Source organism: Hyphomicrobium sp. 01T421 (assembly GCF_056398805.1).
In genome coordinates this window covers 1,028,207-1,043,592 of record NZ_JBFTQC010000001.1, presented here as the reverse complement: position 1 = coordinate 1,043,592, position 15,386 = coordinate 1,028,207, and the positions used below count along the sequence as shown (strand labels likewise).

Annotated in this window: 16 protein-coding genes and 1 tRNA gene; 12 read left to right on the top strand and 5 right to left on the bottom strand. The window is 60.8% G+C overall.

The features are described 5' to 3' along the window. Positions 1-153: 153 nt before the first annotated feature. Positions 154-238: transfer RNA gene (locus tag AC1DK3_RS04805), tRNA-Leu, on the bottom strand. 227 nt (positions 239-465) lie between these two features. Here AC1DK3_RS04805 and sseA point away from each other — a divergent pair. Next, positions 466-1,356 carry a 3-mercaptopyruvate sulfurtransferase gene (sseA, locus tag AC1DK3_RS04800; protein ID WP_477191137.1) on the top strand — a complete coding sequence of 297 codons (891 nt, stop codon included), beginning with the start codon at positions 466-468 and terminating at the stop codon, positions 1,354-1,356. A gap of 82 nt (positions 1,357-1,438) precedes the next feature. Here sseA and AC1DK3_RS04795 read toward each other — a convergent pair whose 3' ends face one another. Together AC1DK3_RS04795 and AC1DK3_RS04790 are read right to left on the bottom strand one after the other, a co-directional pair. Further along, a complete protein-coding gene (locus tag AC1DK3_RS04795; RefSeq protein ID WP_477191136.1) occupies positions 1,439-3,040 on the bottom strand; it encodes an OpgD/OpgG family glucan biosynthesis protein in 1,602 nt (533 codons plus the stop codon). A gap of 79 nt (positions 3,041-3,119) precedes the next feature. Continuing rightward, positions 3,120-3,641, bottom strand: a complete 522-nt coding sequence (locus tag AC1DK3_RS04790; RefSeq protein ID WP_477191135.1) for a glutathione peroxidase — start codon at positions 3,639-3,641, stop codon at positions 3,120-3,122. 272 nt (positions 3,642-3,913) lie between these two features. On the opposite strand from AC1DK3_RS04790, the gene AC1DK3_RS04785 reads away from it, so the two are divergent. From AC1DK3_RS04785 to cobB, 11 genes are all read left to right on the top strand, one after another. Continuing rightward, complete coding sequence (locus tag AC1DK3_RS04785; RefSeq protein ID WP_477191134.1) at positions 3,914-4,192, top strand: hypothetical protein; 279 nt, start codon at positions 3,914-3,916, stop codon at positions 4,190-4,192. A gap of 266 nt (positions 4,193-4,458) precedes the next feature. After that, on the top strand, positions 4,459-5,541 hold the full coding sequence (locus AC1DK3_RS04780; protein WP_477191133.1) for an HlyD family secretion protein: 1,083 nt from the start codon (positions 4,459-4,461) through the stop codon (positions 5,539-5,541). Positions 5,542-5,903: 362 nt separating this feature from the next. After that, positions 5,904-6,122: a hypothetical protein gene (locus tag AC1DK3_RS04775; RefSeq protein WP_477191132.1), complete on the top strand. Its 219-nt coding sequence runs from the start codon at positions 5,904-5,906 to the stop codon at positions 6,120-6,122. Positions 6,123-6,145: 23 nt separating this feature from the next. Then, on the top strand, positions 6,146-6,568 hold the full coding sequence (locus tag AC1DK3_RS04770) for a hypothetical protein (RefSeq protein WP_477191131.1): 423 nt from the start codon (positions 6,146-6,148) through the stop codon (positions 6,566-6,568). 212 nt (positions 6,569-6,780) lie between these two features. Next, on the top strand, positions 6,781-7,344 hold the full coding sequence (locus AC1DK3_RS04765) for a hypothetical protein (protein ID WP_477191130.1): 564 nt from the start codon (positions 6,781-6,783) through the stop codon (positions 7,342-7,344). 108 nt (positions 7,345-7,452) lie between these two features. Then, positions 7,453-8,667, top strand: a complete 1,215-nt coding sequence (locus AC1DK3_RS04760; protein ID WP_477191129.1) for an ABC transporter permease — start codon at positions 7,453-7,455, stop codon at positions 8,665-8,667. A 20-nt stretch (positions 8,668-8,687) separates the two neighbouring features. Beyond that, positions 8,688-9,428, top strand: a complete 741-nt coding sequence (locus AC1DK3_RS04755) for an ABC transporter ATP-binding protein (RefSeq protein WP_477191128.1) — start codon at positions 8,688-8,690, stop codon at positions 9,426-9,428. A gap of 179 nt (positions 9,429-9,607) precedes the next feature. Beyond that, a complete protein-coding gene (gene fabI / locus AC1DK3_RS04750) occupies positions 9,608-10,459 on the top strand; it encodes an enoyl-ACP reductase FabI (RefSeq protein ID WP_477191127.1) in 852 nt (283 codons plus the stop codon). Further along, positions 10,456-11,073 (top strand): histidine phosphatase family protein, encoded by a 618-nt coding sequence (locus AC1DK3_RS04745; protein ID WP_477191126.1) that lies wholly within the window; start codon positions 10,456-10,458, stop codon positions 11,071-11,073. The genes fabI and AC1DK3_RS04745 overlap by 4 nt, the downstream gene beginning before the upstream one ends. Before the next feature lie 542 nt (positions 11,074-11,615). Beyond that, the gene (gene aroC / locus AC1DK3_RS04740; protein WP_477191125.1) at positions 11,616-12,704 is read left to right on the top strand and encodes a chorismate synthase; all 1,089 of its coding nucleotides are present in this window, start codon (positions 11,616-11,618) and stop codon (positions 12,702-12,704) included. A gap of 15 nt (positions 12,705-12,719) precedes the next feature. Next, the gene (gene cobB, locus AC1DK3_RS04735; protein WP_477192874.1) at positions 12,720-13,424 is read left to right on the top strand and encodes a Sir2 family NAD+-dependent deacetylase; all 705 of its coding nucleotides are present in this window, start codon (positions 12,720-12,722) and stop codon (positions 13,422-13,424) included. Here the strand turns inward: cobB and AC1DK3_RS04730 are convergent. Beyond that, complete coding sequence (locus AC1DK3_RS04730; protein WP_477191124.1) at positions 13,421-14,647, bottom strand: class I SAM-dependent RNA methyltransferase; 1,227 nt, start codon at positions 14,645-14,647, stop codon at positions 13,421-13,423. The two genes, cobB and AC1DK3_RS04730, sit on opposite strands and share 4 nt — an antisense overlap. Then, positions 14,640-15,371, bottom strand: a complete 732-nt coding sequence (locus AC1DK3_RS04725) for a TlyA family RNA methyltransferase (protein ID WP_477191123.1) — start codon at positions 15,369-15,371, stop codon at positions 14,640-14,642. Before AC1DK3_RS04725 ends, AC1DK3_RS04730 begins: the two co-directional genes overlap by 8 nt. Positions 15,372-15,386: the final 15 nt, after the last annotated feature.

The following is a 15,386-nucleotide window of genomic DNA, read 5'->3' as shown; positions in this document are numbered from 1 at the left end:
GCGAGGCATCAACCGATAGCGACCTTCGCGTTTGCGTAATGGGGCGGCAGAACGGGCTCCCTTTAGATGCGCAGCACCAAATCTGCAAGCGTGCAACGCACAGGCCGAAGCAGTCGCCGAAAGGTGGCGCTTTTCAGCGCGCAAAAGAAAAGCTGGTGCGGGCGGAGGGATTTGAACCCCCACGACTTGCGTCGTTCGGACCTAAACCGAGTGCGTCTACCAGTTCCGCCACGCCCGCACATAATCCTGACACCGCAGGGACCTTTGCCCCTCCGGTTGGCCGGGAAGCGGTCTCATACTGAAAACCGCATCCGAAAACAACGCGTAAACGGATCGGCCCCACTGCGCAGATGCCGCAAAATGCGTCAGCGGCTTGGCCCAGCAGGAGCCCTGCTCCAATTCGCCGCTTCAACTTGCGGGCGGGCCCAGATTTGCCTATGTGCTTCAGGCCGCAAAAACAAAGCCATGATCAGCAAACCGTGGGAAATTTCCTTGCCTGTGACAGCGAAGAACTGGATCGTCGAGACGGATTGGCTCGCTGAGCACCTCTCCTCGCCCGATTTGATCATCCTCGACGGCAGTTGGCACCTTCCGACTGCTAACCGCGACGCGAAGAAGGAGTATCTCGCCGAGCACATTCCCGGCGCCTTATTCTTCGACATCGACGACCTGTCGGACGAAAAGTCGCCGCTGCCCCACATGCTTCCGTCGACCGTGAAATTCGCGTCGCGGATGAAAAAGATGGGCATCGGCGACGGCGCCCGTATCGTGGTTTACGATACGACCGGCATCTTTTCGGCCGCCCGCGTGTGGTGGACGTTCCGCGCCATGGGCCATCGCGATGTCGCCGTGTTGAACGGAGGCTTGCGCAAATGGAAGGCCGAAGGGCGGGCGCTCGAGGATGGACCTCCGCCGAAGCGATCGGAACGGCATTATTCGCCGCTTCAGAACACCGAGATCATCCGCGATCTCGACGACATGAAGGCGCTGCTGAAGAAGAACGGCGTCCAACTCGTCGACGCGCGTCCCGCAGGGCGGTTCGAAGGATCCGAGGCCGAGCCGCGTCCCGGCTTGCGACAGGGGCACATTCCGGGTTCGAAGAACATTCCCTCGCAGCACCTTCTGAACTCAGACGGCACGTATAAGTCGCCTGAGGAGATCCTCACGCTCTTCAACAATGTCGGCATCGATGTTTCGAAGCCCGTGGTGACAACGTGCGGATCGGGCGTGACGGCCTCGATGCTGGCGCTCGCGCTTGCCGTCGTCGGCCAGACGAACGCGTCCGTCTACGATGGCAGCTGGGCGGAATGGGGCCAGGAGAACGGACTTCCCATCGAGACGGGACCGGCGAAGTAAAGTTGGTCCAAACGAGACGCGCGTCCCGCCATAGGCGTCCGATGCGCGTCTGACACCTATTCCCCTCAACATCGGTGCGGACTTAGGCCGACGCCGGAAAATACTGATAGATCCACGTCTCGGACAGGGCGGCGTCGCCTTTGCGCAGATAGGCGCGGAGATCTATCGGTTCGACCCCCTGCTCCTTGAGATCGAACATCGCGCGCCAGCGATGGCGCTGGCCGACCACCGGGTACGTGGCAATGCCCGAAATCGATCCACGAGAGCAATTGACGACGAGTTCGACGCCGCTGTCGCGGCCTAGCCCTTCGAATACCTCTCCGGCGAAATCGATCACGAACTTCCGCGTTGCCGCCGGGCGTGCGCTGAAGCTCAACCCCGGAGGTCCGCCAATGCCGGACCATGTTCCGATCGTGCGCCCGAGCGTGCCGGGAAATGGAATGTCGTCCAGCCACGAAAGGCGATAGCGGAACACGCGGCGTTGGCCAGCCTTGCATTTTTCTTTTGGCACCCAACAGGCGACGATGTTGTCCCAGGTCTCCGTATCGGAGTGCAGTTCGACGAGATGCACGGCGCCCTCGCCCCACGCATCGAGCGGCTCGACCCAAACGGACGGCCGCCGTTCGTAGAAAATTCCGTCGTCCAGATAGTGTACGAAATCGCGGTCGCGTTGGAGCAGCCCGAAGCCTTTCGGGTCGCGATCGGAAAAGGCGTTCGTCATGGCGTGGGGCGGATTGATGATCGGCCGCCAGATGCGTTCGCCGTTGCCGGTCAGGATCGCCAATCCATCGCTGTCGTGAATTTCCGGCCGCCAGTCCCGCGGTTCGACGTGCGAGTCTTCGCCGTACCAGAACATGCTCGAGAAGGGCGCTATGCCAATGCGAGCGATATCTGCACGAATGTGCAGGCGCGCCTCGATTTCCATGTCGCAGCGATACGAGCCGTTGGGCTGCGTCACGCGCTTGGTCGCCATGCGGTAAGCGCCGGCGATGCTTGGCCCGTCGAGCAGCGCATATATGACGACCGGTCCGCCGGGCTCGGGCGATGCTTCAAGCCAATAATGCGTGAAACGTGGAAATTCCTCGTGCTTCGACATTGCCGTATCGATGGCGATGCCACGCGCCGACAATCCATATTGGTTGTAGGGACCGGAGCTTCTGAAATACGAAGCGCCCATGGCGGCGAACCAATCGGTCTTCTGATCTTCGGCCATGATGCGAAAGCCCGCGAACCCCGCGCCCGCGCGGAGCCCTTCGGCCGGATGCCCTGCAGGGATTTCGAACAGATCCTGATTGTAGATGAGCTCGCGTGCTTTTCCGCCTTCCACAAGACTGATGCGAACCGGATCGGACGCATACTTGTTCATATGGAAGAACTGGACCGGGTAATGCCCCGCGCCGTCGAGATCCACGGTGCGGTCGGCCCGGTAACGGATGCGCTGAGATTGATCGTAATTTATTTCGGCGAGGACGTTTGGCGACGGCGTGATCGCCGGCTCGTAGCTGTAGCGGGCGAGGCGCTGCGCTTCCTGGTCGAGGATATCGAACGAGAACGGTTCCGGTGCCTTGAACTCATTTTGAGGAATGCCGGAGGCAGCCATCGCTTTGAGCGGGTTGCCGGCGAGCACCCAAGCCAGCCCCAACCCTCCTCCGGACTTCAAAAGTGAACGGCGGCTGGTCGTCATTATCCGCCCTTTGCGATCGTCTATCGGTCTCATTTGCGTTCCTGCCCTTGAACCGGGCCTGAACACCAACGCGCGACGATCAATTTAGTGCGGTCGAAGCCGAAACTTTTTTCTCAAGCGCTTTCTCAATCCAAGATATCATTTCGTCGGATGTGGGCGCCAATTTGGCCGGAAACGAACGGAGCAGACGGCCGTCGCGGCCCACCAGATATTTGTGGAAGTTCCAGGCCGGCGTACCGGCGGGTCCCATGACTTCGGCCGCCCATTTGTAAAACGGATGCGCCTCAGGCCCGACGACGGAGTGTTTGGCAGTCAACGGAAACGAGACACCGAAGACACCCTGACAGAAAGTCTGGATCTCGCCCTCGGGCGCCGGTTCCTGTTCACCGAAGTCGTTCGAAGGAACGGCAATGATGATGAGGCCTGCTTTCTCGTAGCGCGTCCACAGTTCCTGCAGTCCCGCGTATTGCTTGGTAAAGCCGCAAAGCGATGCCGAATTCACAACCAGCAGGGGCTGGCCGTCCCAATCAGAAAGCTTCATCGGGCTGCCGTCGATGCTGACGAATTCAAAGTCGTAGGCTGAGCCGGCCACATCCGCCACGGGTGCTGCGCTCGGCGGTGCCCTCCAGACCGACCAGAGACTGCGACCGGTATTCCAAAGTTTTAGCAACTTGTGTGCCTCGCGATTTCAGGTGCTTACTGATGTTTTGATACAGTGCGCCATACTACTCCCGTATGCCTGCCATCAAGTGTGCGCGACATCGTGGGCTCGTATATGGCGTGTTCCGCCCGTAACAGCCTTCGGCGCTCATCGCGCCTAGGTTGCCTCCATCAACTCACGAGCCCCGAGGCTCACCCAAGGAGGAATTGGCAATGTCGAAATTCAGCTTCACGTTCGCCGCAGGCGCAACCTTCGCCATTCTGGCCGGCGCGATGTCGTTCAATACCTCGGCCGCATTTGCCGGCAGCGGTGCCAAAGAGTTCTTTGTTCAAGACTATAATTTCTCGAAGCCGATGCACGGCTATTCGGGACACTCGGGCAATTATTATTGCGATTATCAGCGCCTTCCGACCCGCAAGTGCGTGACGAACGCGAATGGCTCCGAGAGCTGCAAAATCGTCGGCTGGACGCTCCGCGAGATGTGCCAGTAAGACATCAGGCCCAGCGTTCCAATAGCTCCCCCGACTACGATACCAAAAGCTCCGGATACTTCCGGAGCTTTTTTCGTCTCAGCTCATGCTCTCGCTGCTGATCTTGAATTGCTCAAATCCATCAGCGTTCCGCCTATGATATTCACCGAATTCAGGGCCTGTTCCGCCCGAAACAGCAAAGACGCGATAGGATCGATAGTGTCGCTCGTGATGGTGGTCCGGATTCAAGTTCCGGCCAGCTTTGCATTTTTAAGGAGGACTATGACATGAGCACTGACGAAACCTATCACCCGCGCAGGGGAGGCTTTCTCGGAAAGCTTCTCTTTCTGCTCGTCGCGGTCGGCATCGGTGCGTTTGGCGCAATCGCCATTTCACGCAGCGATTTGCTCGGCGCAAAAACCGACGATAACGACACCATTAAAAGCGAGGAAGCAGCGTCGAAAATCGACTGGGTGGCCGCAGCGCCAGGCCGGATCGAGCCAAAGTCCGGACTTGTGCGCGTCGGCGCGCAGCTTCTCGGCCGCATCGCCGAGGTCAACGTAAAACTCAACGACAACGTCGAGGAAGGTGAGCTTCTGATCCGTCTCGACGACGACGAAGCACGGGCTCGCTTGCAGGCTGCCGAGACGGAGGCCGCGTCCCGCAAACGCGAGCGCGACGCTCAGCCTCTCGACAAAGCCCGCGATGACCTTCGCAACGCGGAAGACAATGTCTTCACCGCCGAACGGGCGCTGACCAATGCGCGCTTCGGGCTTGAATATGAACTTCAGGCACAGCGCCAGGGCAATGGAAGTGCCGACCGCGTCAACGATGCGCGCAAGTATCTGACCAAGGCGAAAGCCAAGTTGCAAAAGGAGCGTACCACTTACGCTTCGGCGCAGTCGAAGGCCGATATTCCGGCGCCCAATCGTCTGGAATCGGCATTGCAGGCGGCACGTTCGGACGTCTCGGTTGCTGAGGCTTTGCTCGAAAAAACGCGTATCCGCGCGCCGGTCGCCGGAACTATTCTGCAACTTCCGGCGAAGGCCGGAGAGATGGTTGCGCCCTCCCCCGACCAGGCTCTCGCCGTCCTCGGCGATATGTCGGTGGTGCGTCTCAAGGCCGAAGTCGATGAGACCGATGTCTCGAAGATCAAAGTCGGAAGCAAAGTGACCGTGAAGAGCAACGCGTATCCCGGCAAGGCATTCGCAGGCACGGTTGCGGCGCTCGCTCCGTCGCTGTCTTCGCCGCAGTTCGCGCTTCGCGGCGCGCGCCGTCCGACCGACGTCGAAGTTCTCGAAGTCACCATCGACCTCGACGGCAATCCTCCGCTGCTGCCTGGAATGCGAGCCGACGCTTTTTTCAAGTGAGGGGGAAGACGAATGCTCCTGAGGGAAAACGCCGGCGCGTAATGCTCGCGAACGACTTCTGAAAACGGAGCCCACGAAAGACCAGCGGCGGCCAGCTTCCTCCTTAGTGAAGCCGTCGCCGGTCCTGAAGGCGGGGAGGCATGTGCTGAATGGGAATGCGGTCCCGATCAGCACGCCTCCCCGCCGGCGTTTCATGCGTTCGTTTCGATGTCGTTCATAGGCTCGCAACGACGCCAACCTACGTCTCCACAAATATTATCCGCGTAAGTCGTGTCCCCCCAGGAACAGCGTAGAATCAATACTTTTTGCATGATGCAGACATTGGACAACAACGCCGCCAAGGCTCACTCAGGGAGAGACGAATGTACGGAGAGATCAAAAAATTCCGACGCGATCTCGGAGTCGGGGTCATTCGCGCCGAGGATGGGCGTGCCTATCGTTTCGAGGGCACCGACATTCGCAACAGCTTCGAAGATCTCGAAGGCCAGGAAGTGCACTTTCAGCTTGGTGAACTCAAGGCTCGCGACATCATCGTTCTTGCGGGTTCGCCGTGGTCGGCTTTCGGCAGCATCGGCATTTGATCAGCGCGTGAGGAGAAAGTGTCATGCGTGCGAATATCAATCTCGTTGACGTACCGGCGGTCGAAGCCAGAGAGCTTCACTTCGTCATGGATATGCTAATCCGAAGCGGGCAAGGATTGGCGCTCCTCAGAGGTCTCAAAGAGCACGAGATCCGATCGCTCGAAACTCGCATCTGGGCTGACTTTGAAGGGTCGGACGTCGCCCGCTTGGCTGTCGCCTTGCGCTTTCGCGCGCTGCTCGACGTGTTTGCCAGCCGTCGCCTCAAGGCTCTTTTCCTCGACCGCGGCTTCCGCCTTCTGGCATCTGCGGCGGGGGAAGCTGCGCGGCGTCCACTGAACATCCGTTTCGGGTTCAATGCGCAGCAATTGCTTCTGGCGCTCGACGCGGGAACCGCTGCCGCGCTCAGTAGCGTTCGCGAAGAGCCGATGCTGGCAATCGCTGCGTAATCGGGATCGAGAAAAGACGAGACCGTACGCGCTAGGCACTTCTGTCTCCGCTTTATAAGCCATTGATTAAACTGCCTAAAATTTTAAACTCTGAAGTCATCTGCACTGTTCCGGCTGGAACAGCCGCAGACGGGGCGATGAGGCATTCTCCTCTCATAGCCGGTGAGGACCGGCGACGAGATAGAAACAAAAAATCACCGCTGGAGGCTCACATGACCAAGATCGCTTTCGCCCTCGCCGCCGCTGTTCTGGCCGGCACGACGATGACCAACGCAGCGAATGCCGGTGTTCGCCTCGGCTTCGGTTTCCCGCTCGGATCTTTCATTGCGCACTCGAACGAGAATTACAGCGCAAACGATTATCGGCGTAACGATCGCCCCCGCACTGTGCGCCGCGATTATCAGGATGATGCTCCGGCCCGGAAAGTTGCAAAGATCAAGCGCGCTCCGAAGGTTGAGGTTGCAGACGCGCCGGTGGTGAAGGCTCCCGCCGCCCCGGCCGTTCAGACAGCCAAGCTCGAGGACAAGCTCTCTTCCGATCCCGCCACGACAACCGAGATTGCCAAGACCCCGGCATCCACATCGGCGAGCGAAACGACGAAGCCCGCCAGCGAGATGACGACAGGTTCGATCAAGCAGGCTTCGACGACGACGGATAAGACTGACACTGCGGTGAAGGCCGATACCGAGACTACCGCGGCCGCCACCGACACGAAGCACGTCTGCCGCCGCTACTCTGCCGCCATCGCCGGGCTCGTCGACGTTCCTTGCGAATAAAGCCTAACGACATTCGCCAGGGCCAGCGAACAGCTCGGCCCTGGGAAAGCTGAAACCGAGACGCTATCGTTGAAATCTCGACCATTGCCTCAAGGAGGGGAAAAGGTCATGGAACTTGCAGCCACAGCGCCCGCACTGGCGAAAGCGCGAACCGCGAAGTCACCCCGCCCCCGATCGGGGAAGCGCACAGTGCCGATGGTCGTCAAGCTCGCTTACCGCAATCTCTTCCATGACCGCTTAAGCTTTTTCGTTACCGTCGTCGGCATCATGTTCTCGGTCGTGCTCGTCGCCGTGCAATCCGGAATCTATCTCGGCTCTGCGAACAAGATCGCTGCCATCATCGATGCGGCGCCTGCGGATCTTTGGGTGGTTCCACTCGGGACGAAAAGCTACGACGATCCGTCGTTTCTGTCGGGACGCGAGCGCTACATGGCATTGTCGGCGCCTGGTGTTGCTAACTCGGAAGATATGCTCGTTTCGTTCGCCCGCTGGCGGAAGCCGCTCGGTGGAGAGACGACGGTTCTCCTAATCGGTACTGCCGGCGAGAGCCCGAAGGCGCTCCCGCAGAATATCACCGACGGCAGCCGCGAGGCGCTCGAAGCGCCGAACACGGTCGCGATCGACCGGAGCTATTTCAACGATCTCGGCGTCAGTCAGCTCGATGACGTGGCCGAACTCAACGGCACAACGGTCAAGCTCGTCGCGATCACCAAACGGGTGCGTTCGTTCACCACGCTGCCTTTTGTCTTCACGTCTCTCGAAGAGTCGCGTCGCCTCGCTGGCGCCAATCAAGATCAGGCGAGCTATCAGCGCGTCACTCTTCTGCCCGGTGCAAATATCGAGACCGTGCGCAAGGAAATCGAAACGCGGCTACCCGACACGGAGGTATTGACGCAGGCGCAATTCCGCACGCGCAGCCAGGATTACTGGCTGAAACAGACGGGCGCCGGTGCGGCACTCGACGCAGGCAAGCTGCTTGGTCTGATCGTCGGTATTGTCATCGTTGCCCAGACGCTTTATTCGAGCACCAAAGATCACATCAACGAGTTTGCCACGTTGCGTGCGCTCGGTGCCGGAGCGGGCTACATCGTAAAAGTCATTCTCATCCAGGCCATTTTGTCCGGCCTTATCGGCTACACACTCGGCATGAGCCTGGCACTCATCGCCATCCAAGCCGCACAAGATACGAAGCTGACAATCATCATGACGACGCCGCTCGCGGTGCAGCTTTTCGCGATCACGATCGGCATGTGCATTTTCGCTGCCACTAGCGCCATCATCAAGGTCGTCCGTATCGACCCGGCCGTCGTGTTCAGCCGCTAACCGAATTCTGGAGACCTAACATGACCGAGCCGAGCAACAGCAAAGTGATCGTCCAGGCGGAAGGCATCGTGAAGGTGCTTGGGACGGCGCCGAACGAGATCAAGGTTCTCAAGGGTATCGACCTCGAGCTTCAGACCGGCGAGTTGACGCTCATGATGGGCCCGTCGGGTTCCGGCAAGACGACACTGCTCTCGATCCTTGGCTGCATCCTTTCGCCGACCGAGGGAAAGCTCACGGTCGCGGGCCTCAAGACGCAGAACATGAGCAAAGAGCAGCTCGCCAATCTCAGACGGAAGCACGTCGGGTTCGTGTTCCAGTCGTACAATCTCGTGCCCACCCTATCGGCGGTCGAGAACGTCATGCTGGCGCTCGATCTTCGCGATATCAACGGTCCGGGCGCCTACGACCAGGCCGCCGAGGCTCTCGAGTCGGTCGGACTTGGCCATCGCATCAACGCCATGCCCTCGAAAATGTCGGGGGGCGAAAAGCAGCGGGTTTCGATCGCCCGCGCGCTGGCGGGCTCGCCCTCGGTCATTCTGGCCGACGAGCCGACGGCCGCTCTCGACGCCAAAAACGGCATGGCGGTCATGGAATTGCTCGCGCAAGTTGCTCAGGACACGCGCCGGGCCGTTCTCGCGGTCACCCACGACCACCGCACGCTCCAATTTGCCGACCGCATCATAACGATCGACGACGGGCGGATTGCGGGCTCCGAGCGGCCCAAGGTCACCGGCAACGCAGTCGAGATGGCGGCTCATTAGGCCCTGAAGCGCCCTGAAGCCCGATTCCGGCCCTCGAAATGGCCCCGGGGCCAAGCCGGACCCCCGGGCCAATGGCCGCGCATTCAACCCAACCGGGCATCTGGACCGGCAGGGGCATTTGTGTAGGATGCGCCCAAACTCACCAATCCCAAATTGGAATAATTAAGGAAATAGCGCCCATGGCGGGGCCTCAGCCGAACACGTCCATCTCCCCAGGCCAACTGATGGCGGGCAAGCGCGGCTTGATCATGGGTGTCGCGAACAACCGATCGATCGCGTGGGGCATTGCGAAGGCCTGCGCGGCGCAAGGCGCGGAAATTGCCCTGACGTATCAAGGGGATGCTCTCAAGAAGCGCGTCGAGCCGCTGGCCGCCGAATTGGGCACGAAAACCGTTCTCCACTGCGACGTGACCGACGGCGCGTCTATCGACAACGTGTTCGATACCCTCGCGAAAGAATGGGGCAGCCTGGACTTTCTCATTCACGCCATTGCTTTTTCCGACAAGAACGAACTCGACGGCCGCTACGTCGACACCACGGAAAAGAACTTCACGCAGAGCCTGCTGATCTCCTGCTATTCGTTCACCGCGCTTGCCAAGCGCGCCGAAAAGCTGATGCCCAACGGCGGGTCGCTCGTGACGTTGACTTACTACGGCGCCGAAAAGGTGATGCCGCACTACAACGTCATGGGCGTCGCCAAGGCGGCCCTCGAGGCGAGCGTGCGCTATCTGGCGGCGGATCTTGGCCGTACGGGCATTCGCGTCAACGCCATCTCGGCGGGTCCCATCAAAACGCTCGCGGCGGCCGGCATTGCAGACTTCCGCTACATTCTGAAGTGGAACGAATACAATTCGGCGCTTCGGCGCAACGTAACGATCGACGACGTCGGTAACGCCGGACTTTACCTGGTTTCCGATCTGTCGCGCGGCGTGACCGGCGAAATCCATCACGTCGACAGCGGCTATCACGTCCAGGGCATGAAGAACGAGGACGCCCCGGACATCTCCGTCGTCAAGAGCGACGAAGCTTGAGCGACGGGGCGCCAACTACTGTCTCGTTGAAGCCCGGCATCACGCTCTATTTCATTCGTCATGGCGAGACCGATTGGAATCGGGAATCCCGCTATCAGGGTCAACGCGACATCCCTTTGAATGAGACCGGATTGGCGCAGGCGCGCCGTCACGGCGAGGTATTAAAAGAGATCCTGCCGCCGGTCGCCGGCTTCGATTTCGTATCGAGCCCGCTTCAGCGCGCCGTCGAAACCATGCGGCTGACGCGCTCGGCGCTCGGGCTGGATCCAGATGACTTTCGCATCGCTCCCGAGATCGCCGAACTCAGCTACGGCTATTGGGAAGGCGAGCTAGCCGCCGAGCTTCCCGCAAAGGATCCTGAGGGCGTCGCCGGTAAGATGTCCGATCCCTACGGCTGGCGGCCTCGCGGGGGCGAAAGCTATCACGATCTCGAGCAGCGCGTTTCCGACTGGCTGGCTGGCCTCACGACCGATACCGTTGCCGTAAGCCACGGCGGCGTCAGCCGGGTCGCTCGGGGCGCGCTTCTCGGCATCGAGAGAGGCATCGTGCCGTTTCTCGAAGTTCCGCAGGACAGGATCCTGAAGCTTTCCGGCGGCAGAATGCAGTGGATCTGACGGCGCTTGGCCGGCCGAACTGAGCCGGCACAAATGAGCAGGGACGAAAAAGAGCCGGAGATGCGGCTCTCCGGCTCTTCCACACTCAATCAAGAGTGCATGATGAAAGACCCCTCGACCACGGACGCTCAATCCGGGAAGAATGGTCTTTTATGAGCCTGTAGCGGACTTCGTGCGAAACGACGCGACACGGCTTGAGACCGCCGTTCAATGAGAACGGATGATCCGCATTGCCGCCACCTGCGATCTCTCGATGCGCCGCGAGCTGCGGTCGGGCAGCGGACGCGGGCTCGGCCGAGTTGTCGATCCAATACGGATGCGTTGGTCTCGCCTTGTCCCGTCATCAGCTGAAGGACGTACCGGCGAACGCGTACTGTGGCTGAGTTAATCTGCGTCGCCGGAGCTTGTCACGTAGCTTTGCGGGCGATGCGGTCTTGCCCCCTCCCGCGACGGCTCCTAAGAAGAACGGTGACGCAGCCCGGCAACAATCGTTGCAGAGCCACCGAATTCGCTCATCGGGCACCACTCCGAATATTCAGGCAATGTCTCACAACACCTTCGGCCATCTTTTTCGCGTGACGACCTGGGGCGAAAGCCATGGCCCGGCTATCGGCGCCATCGTGGACGGCTGTCCGCCCGGCATCGGGCTCGAAGAAGCAGATATCCAGGCCTACCTCGACAAGCGCAAACCCGGGCAGTCGCGCTTCACGACGCAGCGCCAGGAAGCCGACGCCGTCAAAATTCTTTCCGGCGTTTTCGCGGATGCCGCGGGCAAGCAGGTAACCACCGGCACGCCGATTGCGCTCGAAATTCAAAATACCGATCAGCGCTCGAAGGACTACGGAGACATCAAGGAGTCGTACCGGCCGGGACATGCCGACTTCAGTTACGACGCAAAGTACGGCATTCGCGACTATCGCGGCGGCGGACGTTCGTCCGCGCGTGAGACGGCGTCCCGAGTGGCGGCCGGCGCCGTCGCGCGCCGGGTCATTCCCGGCGTCAAAATCCGCGGCGCGCTCGTTCAGATCGGGCAGATCAAAATCGATCGCGCCAACTGGAATTGGGACGAGGTCAACAACAATCCATTTTTCTCGCCGGACGCGACGGCTGCCGGGCATTGGGCCGATTATCTCGACAAGATCCGCAAGTCCGGCTCGTCCGTCGGCGCGATCATCGAGGTCGTTGCCGAGGGAGTTCCGGCGGGTTGGGGTGCGCCGCTTTACGGCAAGCTCGACCAGGATCTTGCCAGCGCGATGATGTCGATCAACGCGGTCAAAGGCGTCGAGATCGGTGCGGGCATGGGGTCCGCCGAGCTGACCGGCGAGCAGAACGCGGATGAAATCCGCATCGGAAACGACGGCGCGCCGGATTTCCTGTCGAACAATGCGGGCGGCGTTCTCGGCGGCATCTCGACGGGACAGCCCGTCGTTTGCCGTTTCGCGGTGAAGCCGACCTCGTCAATTCTCGCGCCGCGCCGGACGATCGACCGGCAGGGACACGAGACCGAGATCATCACCAAGGGCCGGCACGACCCGTGCGTCGGCATCCGCGCCGTGCCTGTCGGAGAGGCGATGATGGCCATCGTGCTTGCCGACCATTTCCTGCGGCACCGGGGGCAAATCGGCGCTTAGCCCGGAGGCGACACAATCGCGCGTTTTCGGAACATCGTCGTTCTTACCGGCGCCGGACTTTCGGCGGAAAGCGGACTTTCGACATTTCGCGATCCCGACGGCATCTGGTCGAAGCATGATTTGCGGGATGTCGCGACGCCGGAAGGATTCCGGCGCAATCCAATCCTCGTGCACGAATTCTATAACGCCCGGCGGCGCGCGCATCGAGACATCAAACCGAACGCCGCGCACATCGCGCTCGCCCGCCTCGAGGCGGAGCACGGCAGCGTGATGATTGTCACGCAGAACATCGACGCGCTGCATGAAGCTGCGGGTTCGAAGTCGCTGATCCATATGCATGGGGAGCTGCTCAAGGCGCTCTGCACGTTTTGTTCCCATCGCACGATGTGGCGGGACGATCTTCGCGCCGACACGGCTTGTCCGTTTTGCGGACTTCCCGGCGGCATGCGGCCGGACGTCGTCTGGTTCGGCGAGATGCCGTACGAGATGGGGCGGATCAATGCTCTACTGGCGAAAGCCGATTTGTTCGTCTCGATCGGGACGAGCGGGAATGTGTATCCGGCAGCCGGTTTCGTCGCGGAGGCGGCCGCGCATGGGGCGCACACGGTCGAGCTCAATCTCGAACCTTCCGAAGGCGCGAGTCATTTCGACGAAGCGATTTACGGACGAGCGACGGAGATCGTCCCGGCTTTCGTCGAGCGTATTCTTCGCGATGTCTAGCGGCGGAAAATTGCGACGACCTCGACGTGCGCGGAATAGAGGAACTGATCGATCGGCGTAACGGATTCGATTTTGTATCCGCCGTCGACGAGATGACGCGCATCGCGCGCGAGCGTTGCCGGATTGCAGGACACGGCGACGACGGTTTTCACTTTCGATTTCGTCAGTCTTTGCGACTGCGCTTCCGCACCAGCGCGCGGCGGGTCGAATACGATCGCGTCGTGCTCGTTCAGTTCGAGCGTTGACAGCGGCTCGCGAAAAAGATCCCGAACGGTTGCCGTAATCGGCTTTAGGCCGAACGCTTTTTTCGCGGCGGACGTGAGCGCGGAGATGGCAACCTTATCGCCGTCGAACGCGGAGACGCGTGAGCGCGCCGCCAACGGAAACGTGAATGCGCCCAAGCCACAGAACAAGTCGGCGACGGCTTTGGCTTTGCCGACGGCCGCAAGTACGCGACGCGCGATATCCGTTTCCGCTTCTTCCACCGCTTGCACGAAGACGCCCGGCGGCAAGATCACGTCCGCGGTGCCGAACGTGAAAAACGGATGAAGTGTCTCGACGACGAGTTCGGTCCCGACGATGAGACGCGCAAGCTGCATATCGCTTGCCTTCGAAGCGAGGGCGCTTCTCACTTCCGGCGTCAATTGCCGCTCGGTTCCGGTGATCTCGACGTCGAGGCCGGATTTCGTCAGCGTGATGGCGACGCGCGCTTCCCCGCGCTTTGAGAGGAGCGGCGCAATCAAGCTCTCGATGGCGGGAAATGCCGCGACGATCTTCGGTTCGAGAACTGGGCATTCCTCGATGGCCACGAGGTCATGCGATGACGCCTCATAGAAGCCCAAAGCGACGCCGGTTGGCGTTCGCACCGCTTTCATTACCGCGCGGCGGCGTTTGCCTGCGGTTCTTTGCAACGGATCGACGATGGGTTCGAGGCCGCGCGAGCGAAACGCGTCGACCACCATATTCCGCTTCCATTCGGCGTAGGTTTCGGACGCCATATGCTGGACGCTGCAGCCGCCGCACTTGCCGAAGTGCTTGCAGACCGGCGCGATGCGCTCAGGGCTCGGTTCAAGCACGCGCAGCAGACGTGCGCGTTCGCCGTCGACTTCGATCCGCTCTCCCGGCAGCGTAAACGGCACGAAGACGGGCTCGCCATCGAGGTCAGCTACTCCATCGCCTTGCGCGCCGATACGGCGGATCAAGAGTTCGCGCGCGTCAGTCATTACGAAGTGCTCCAAGTAGAAATTCCGAATTGCCGGAGCCGCCGAGAATGGGCGACGGCATTTCACCGACGACGGTCCACGCGGGCTGGCTTTCGATCCACGCGCGTACGCTTTCAAGTGCGCCCCGACGCGCCGCCTCATCGCGCACGATGCCGCCGCTGCCGATGTTGTCGCGTCCGACCTCGAATTGCGGCTTCACCAGGACGACCATCCAGGCGCCCCGAGCTGCAAGTTGTAGCGCCGGAGCCAGCAGCTTCGTGACGGAGATAAAACTGACATCGACTGTGATCGCCGAGATCGGATCCGGCACTTCCGCGGGCGACAAACGGCGTGCGTCGAAGTTTTCGAGCGAGACCACGCGGGCGTCGTCTCGCATGCGCGCGTGAAGCTGCGCCGTGCCGACATCGACGGCATAGACGCGAGCGGCGCCGCGTTCGAGCAAGGCTTCCGTAAAGCCGCCGGTCGAGGCTCCGACATCGAGACAGGCGCGCTTCGAAGGGTCGAACCCGAAGTGATCGAGGGCTGCCAAAAGCTTTTCGGCTCCGCGCGAAACGTAGGCCGGAGCCGCGGAAGAAATCTCGATCGTCAGATGATCTTTCACGTCCTGCGCCGGCTTATCGCAGACGCTGCCGCCAACGAGCACGAAGCCGCGTTTGATCAGATCCTGCGCACGGGCGCGCGATGGCGCCAGTCCGCGCGTCACGAGCATCTGATCCAAACGCATGATCCTTTGCCAACC

Coding starts and splice junctions, on each gene's coding strand:
- AC1DK3_RS04760 (WP_477191129.1), top strand. CDS start 7,453: ATGGAACTTGCAGCCACAGCGCCCGCACTGGCGAAAGCGCGAACCGCG.
- AC1DK3_RS04755 (WP_477191128.1), top strand. CDS start 8,688: ATGACCGAGCCGAGCAACAGCAAAGTGATCGTCCAGGCGGAAGGCATC.
- sseA (WP_477191137.1), top strand. CDS start 466: ATGATCAGCAAACCGTGGGAAATTTCCTTGCCTGTGACAGCGAAGAAC.
- AC1DK3_RS04780 (WP_477191133.1), top strand. CDS start 4,459: ATGAGCACTGACGAAACCTATCACCCGCGCAGGGGAGGCTTTCTCGGA.
- fabI (WP_477191127.1), top strand. CDS start 9,608: ATGGCGGGGCCTCAGCCGAACACGTCCATCTCCCCAGGCCAACTGATG.
- AC1DK3_RS04725 (WP_477191123.1), bottom strand. CDS start 15,371: ATGCGTTTGGATCAGATGCTCGTGACGCGCGGACTGGCGCCATCGCGC.
- AC1DK3_RS04775 (WP_477191132.1), top strand. CDS start 5,904: ATGTACGGAGAGATCAAAAAATTCCGACGCGATCTCGGAGTCGGGGTC.
- aroC (WP_477191125.1), top strand. CDS start 11,616: ATGTCTCACAACACCTTCGGCCATCTTTTTCGCGTGACGACCTGGGGC.
- AC1DK3_RS04785 (WP_477191134.1), top strand. CDS start 3,914: ATGTCGAAATTCAGCTTCACGTTCGCCGCAGGCGCAACCTTCGCCATT.
- AC1DK3_RS04765 (WP_477191130.1), top strand. CDS start 6,781: ATGACCAAGATCGCTTTCGCCCTCGCCGCCGCTGTTCTGGCCGGCACG.
- AC1DK3_RS04795 (WP_477191136.1), bottom strand. CDS start 3,040: ATGACGACCAGCCGCCGTTCACTTTTGAAGTCCGGAGGAGGGTTGGGG.
- AC1DK3_RS04770 (WP_477191131.1), top strand. CDS start 6,146: ATGCGTGCGAATATCAATCTCGTTGACGTACCGGCGGTCGAAGCCAGA.
- AC1DK3_RS04730 (WP_477191124.1), bottom strand. CDS start 14,647: ATGACTGACGCGCGCGAACTCTTGATCCGCCGTATCGGCGCGCAAGGC.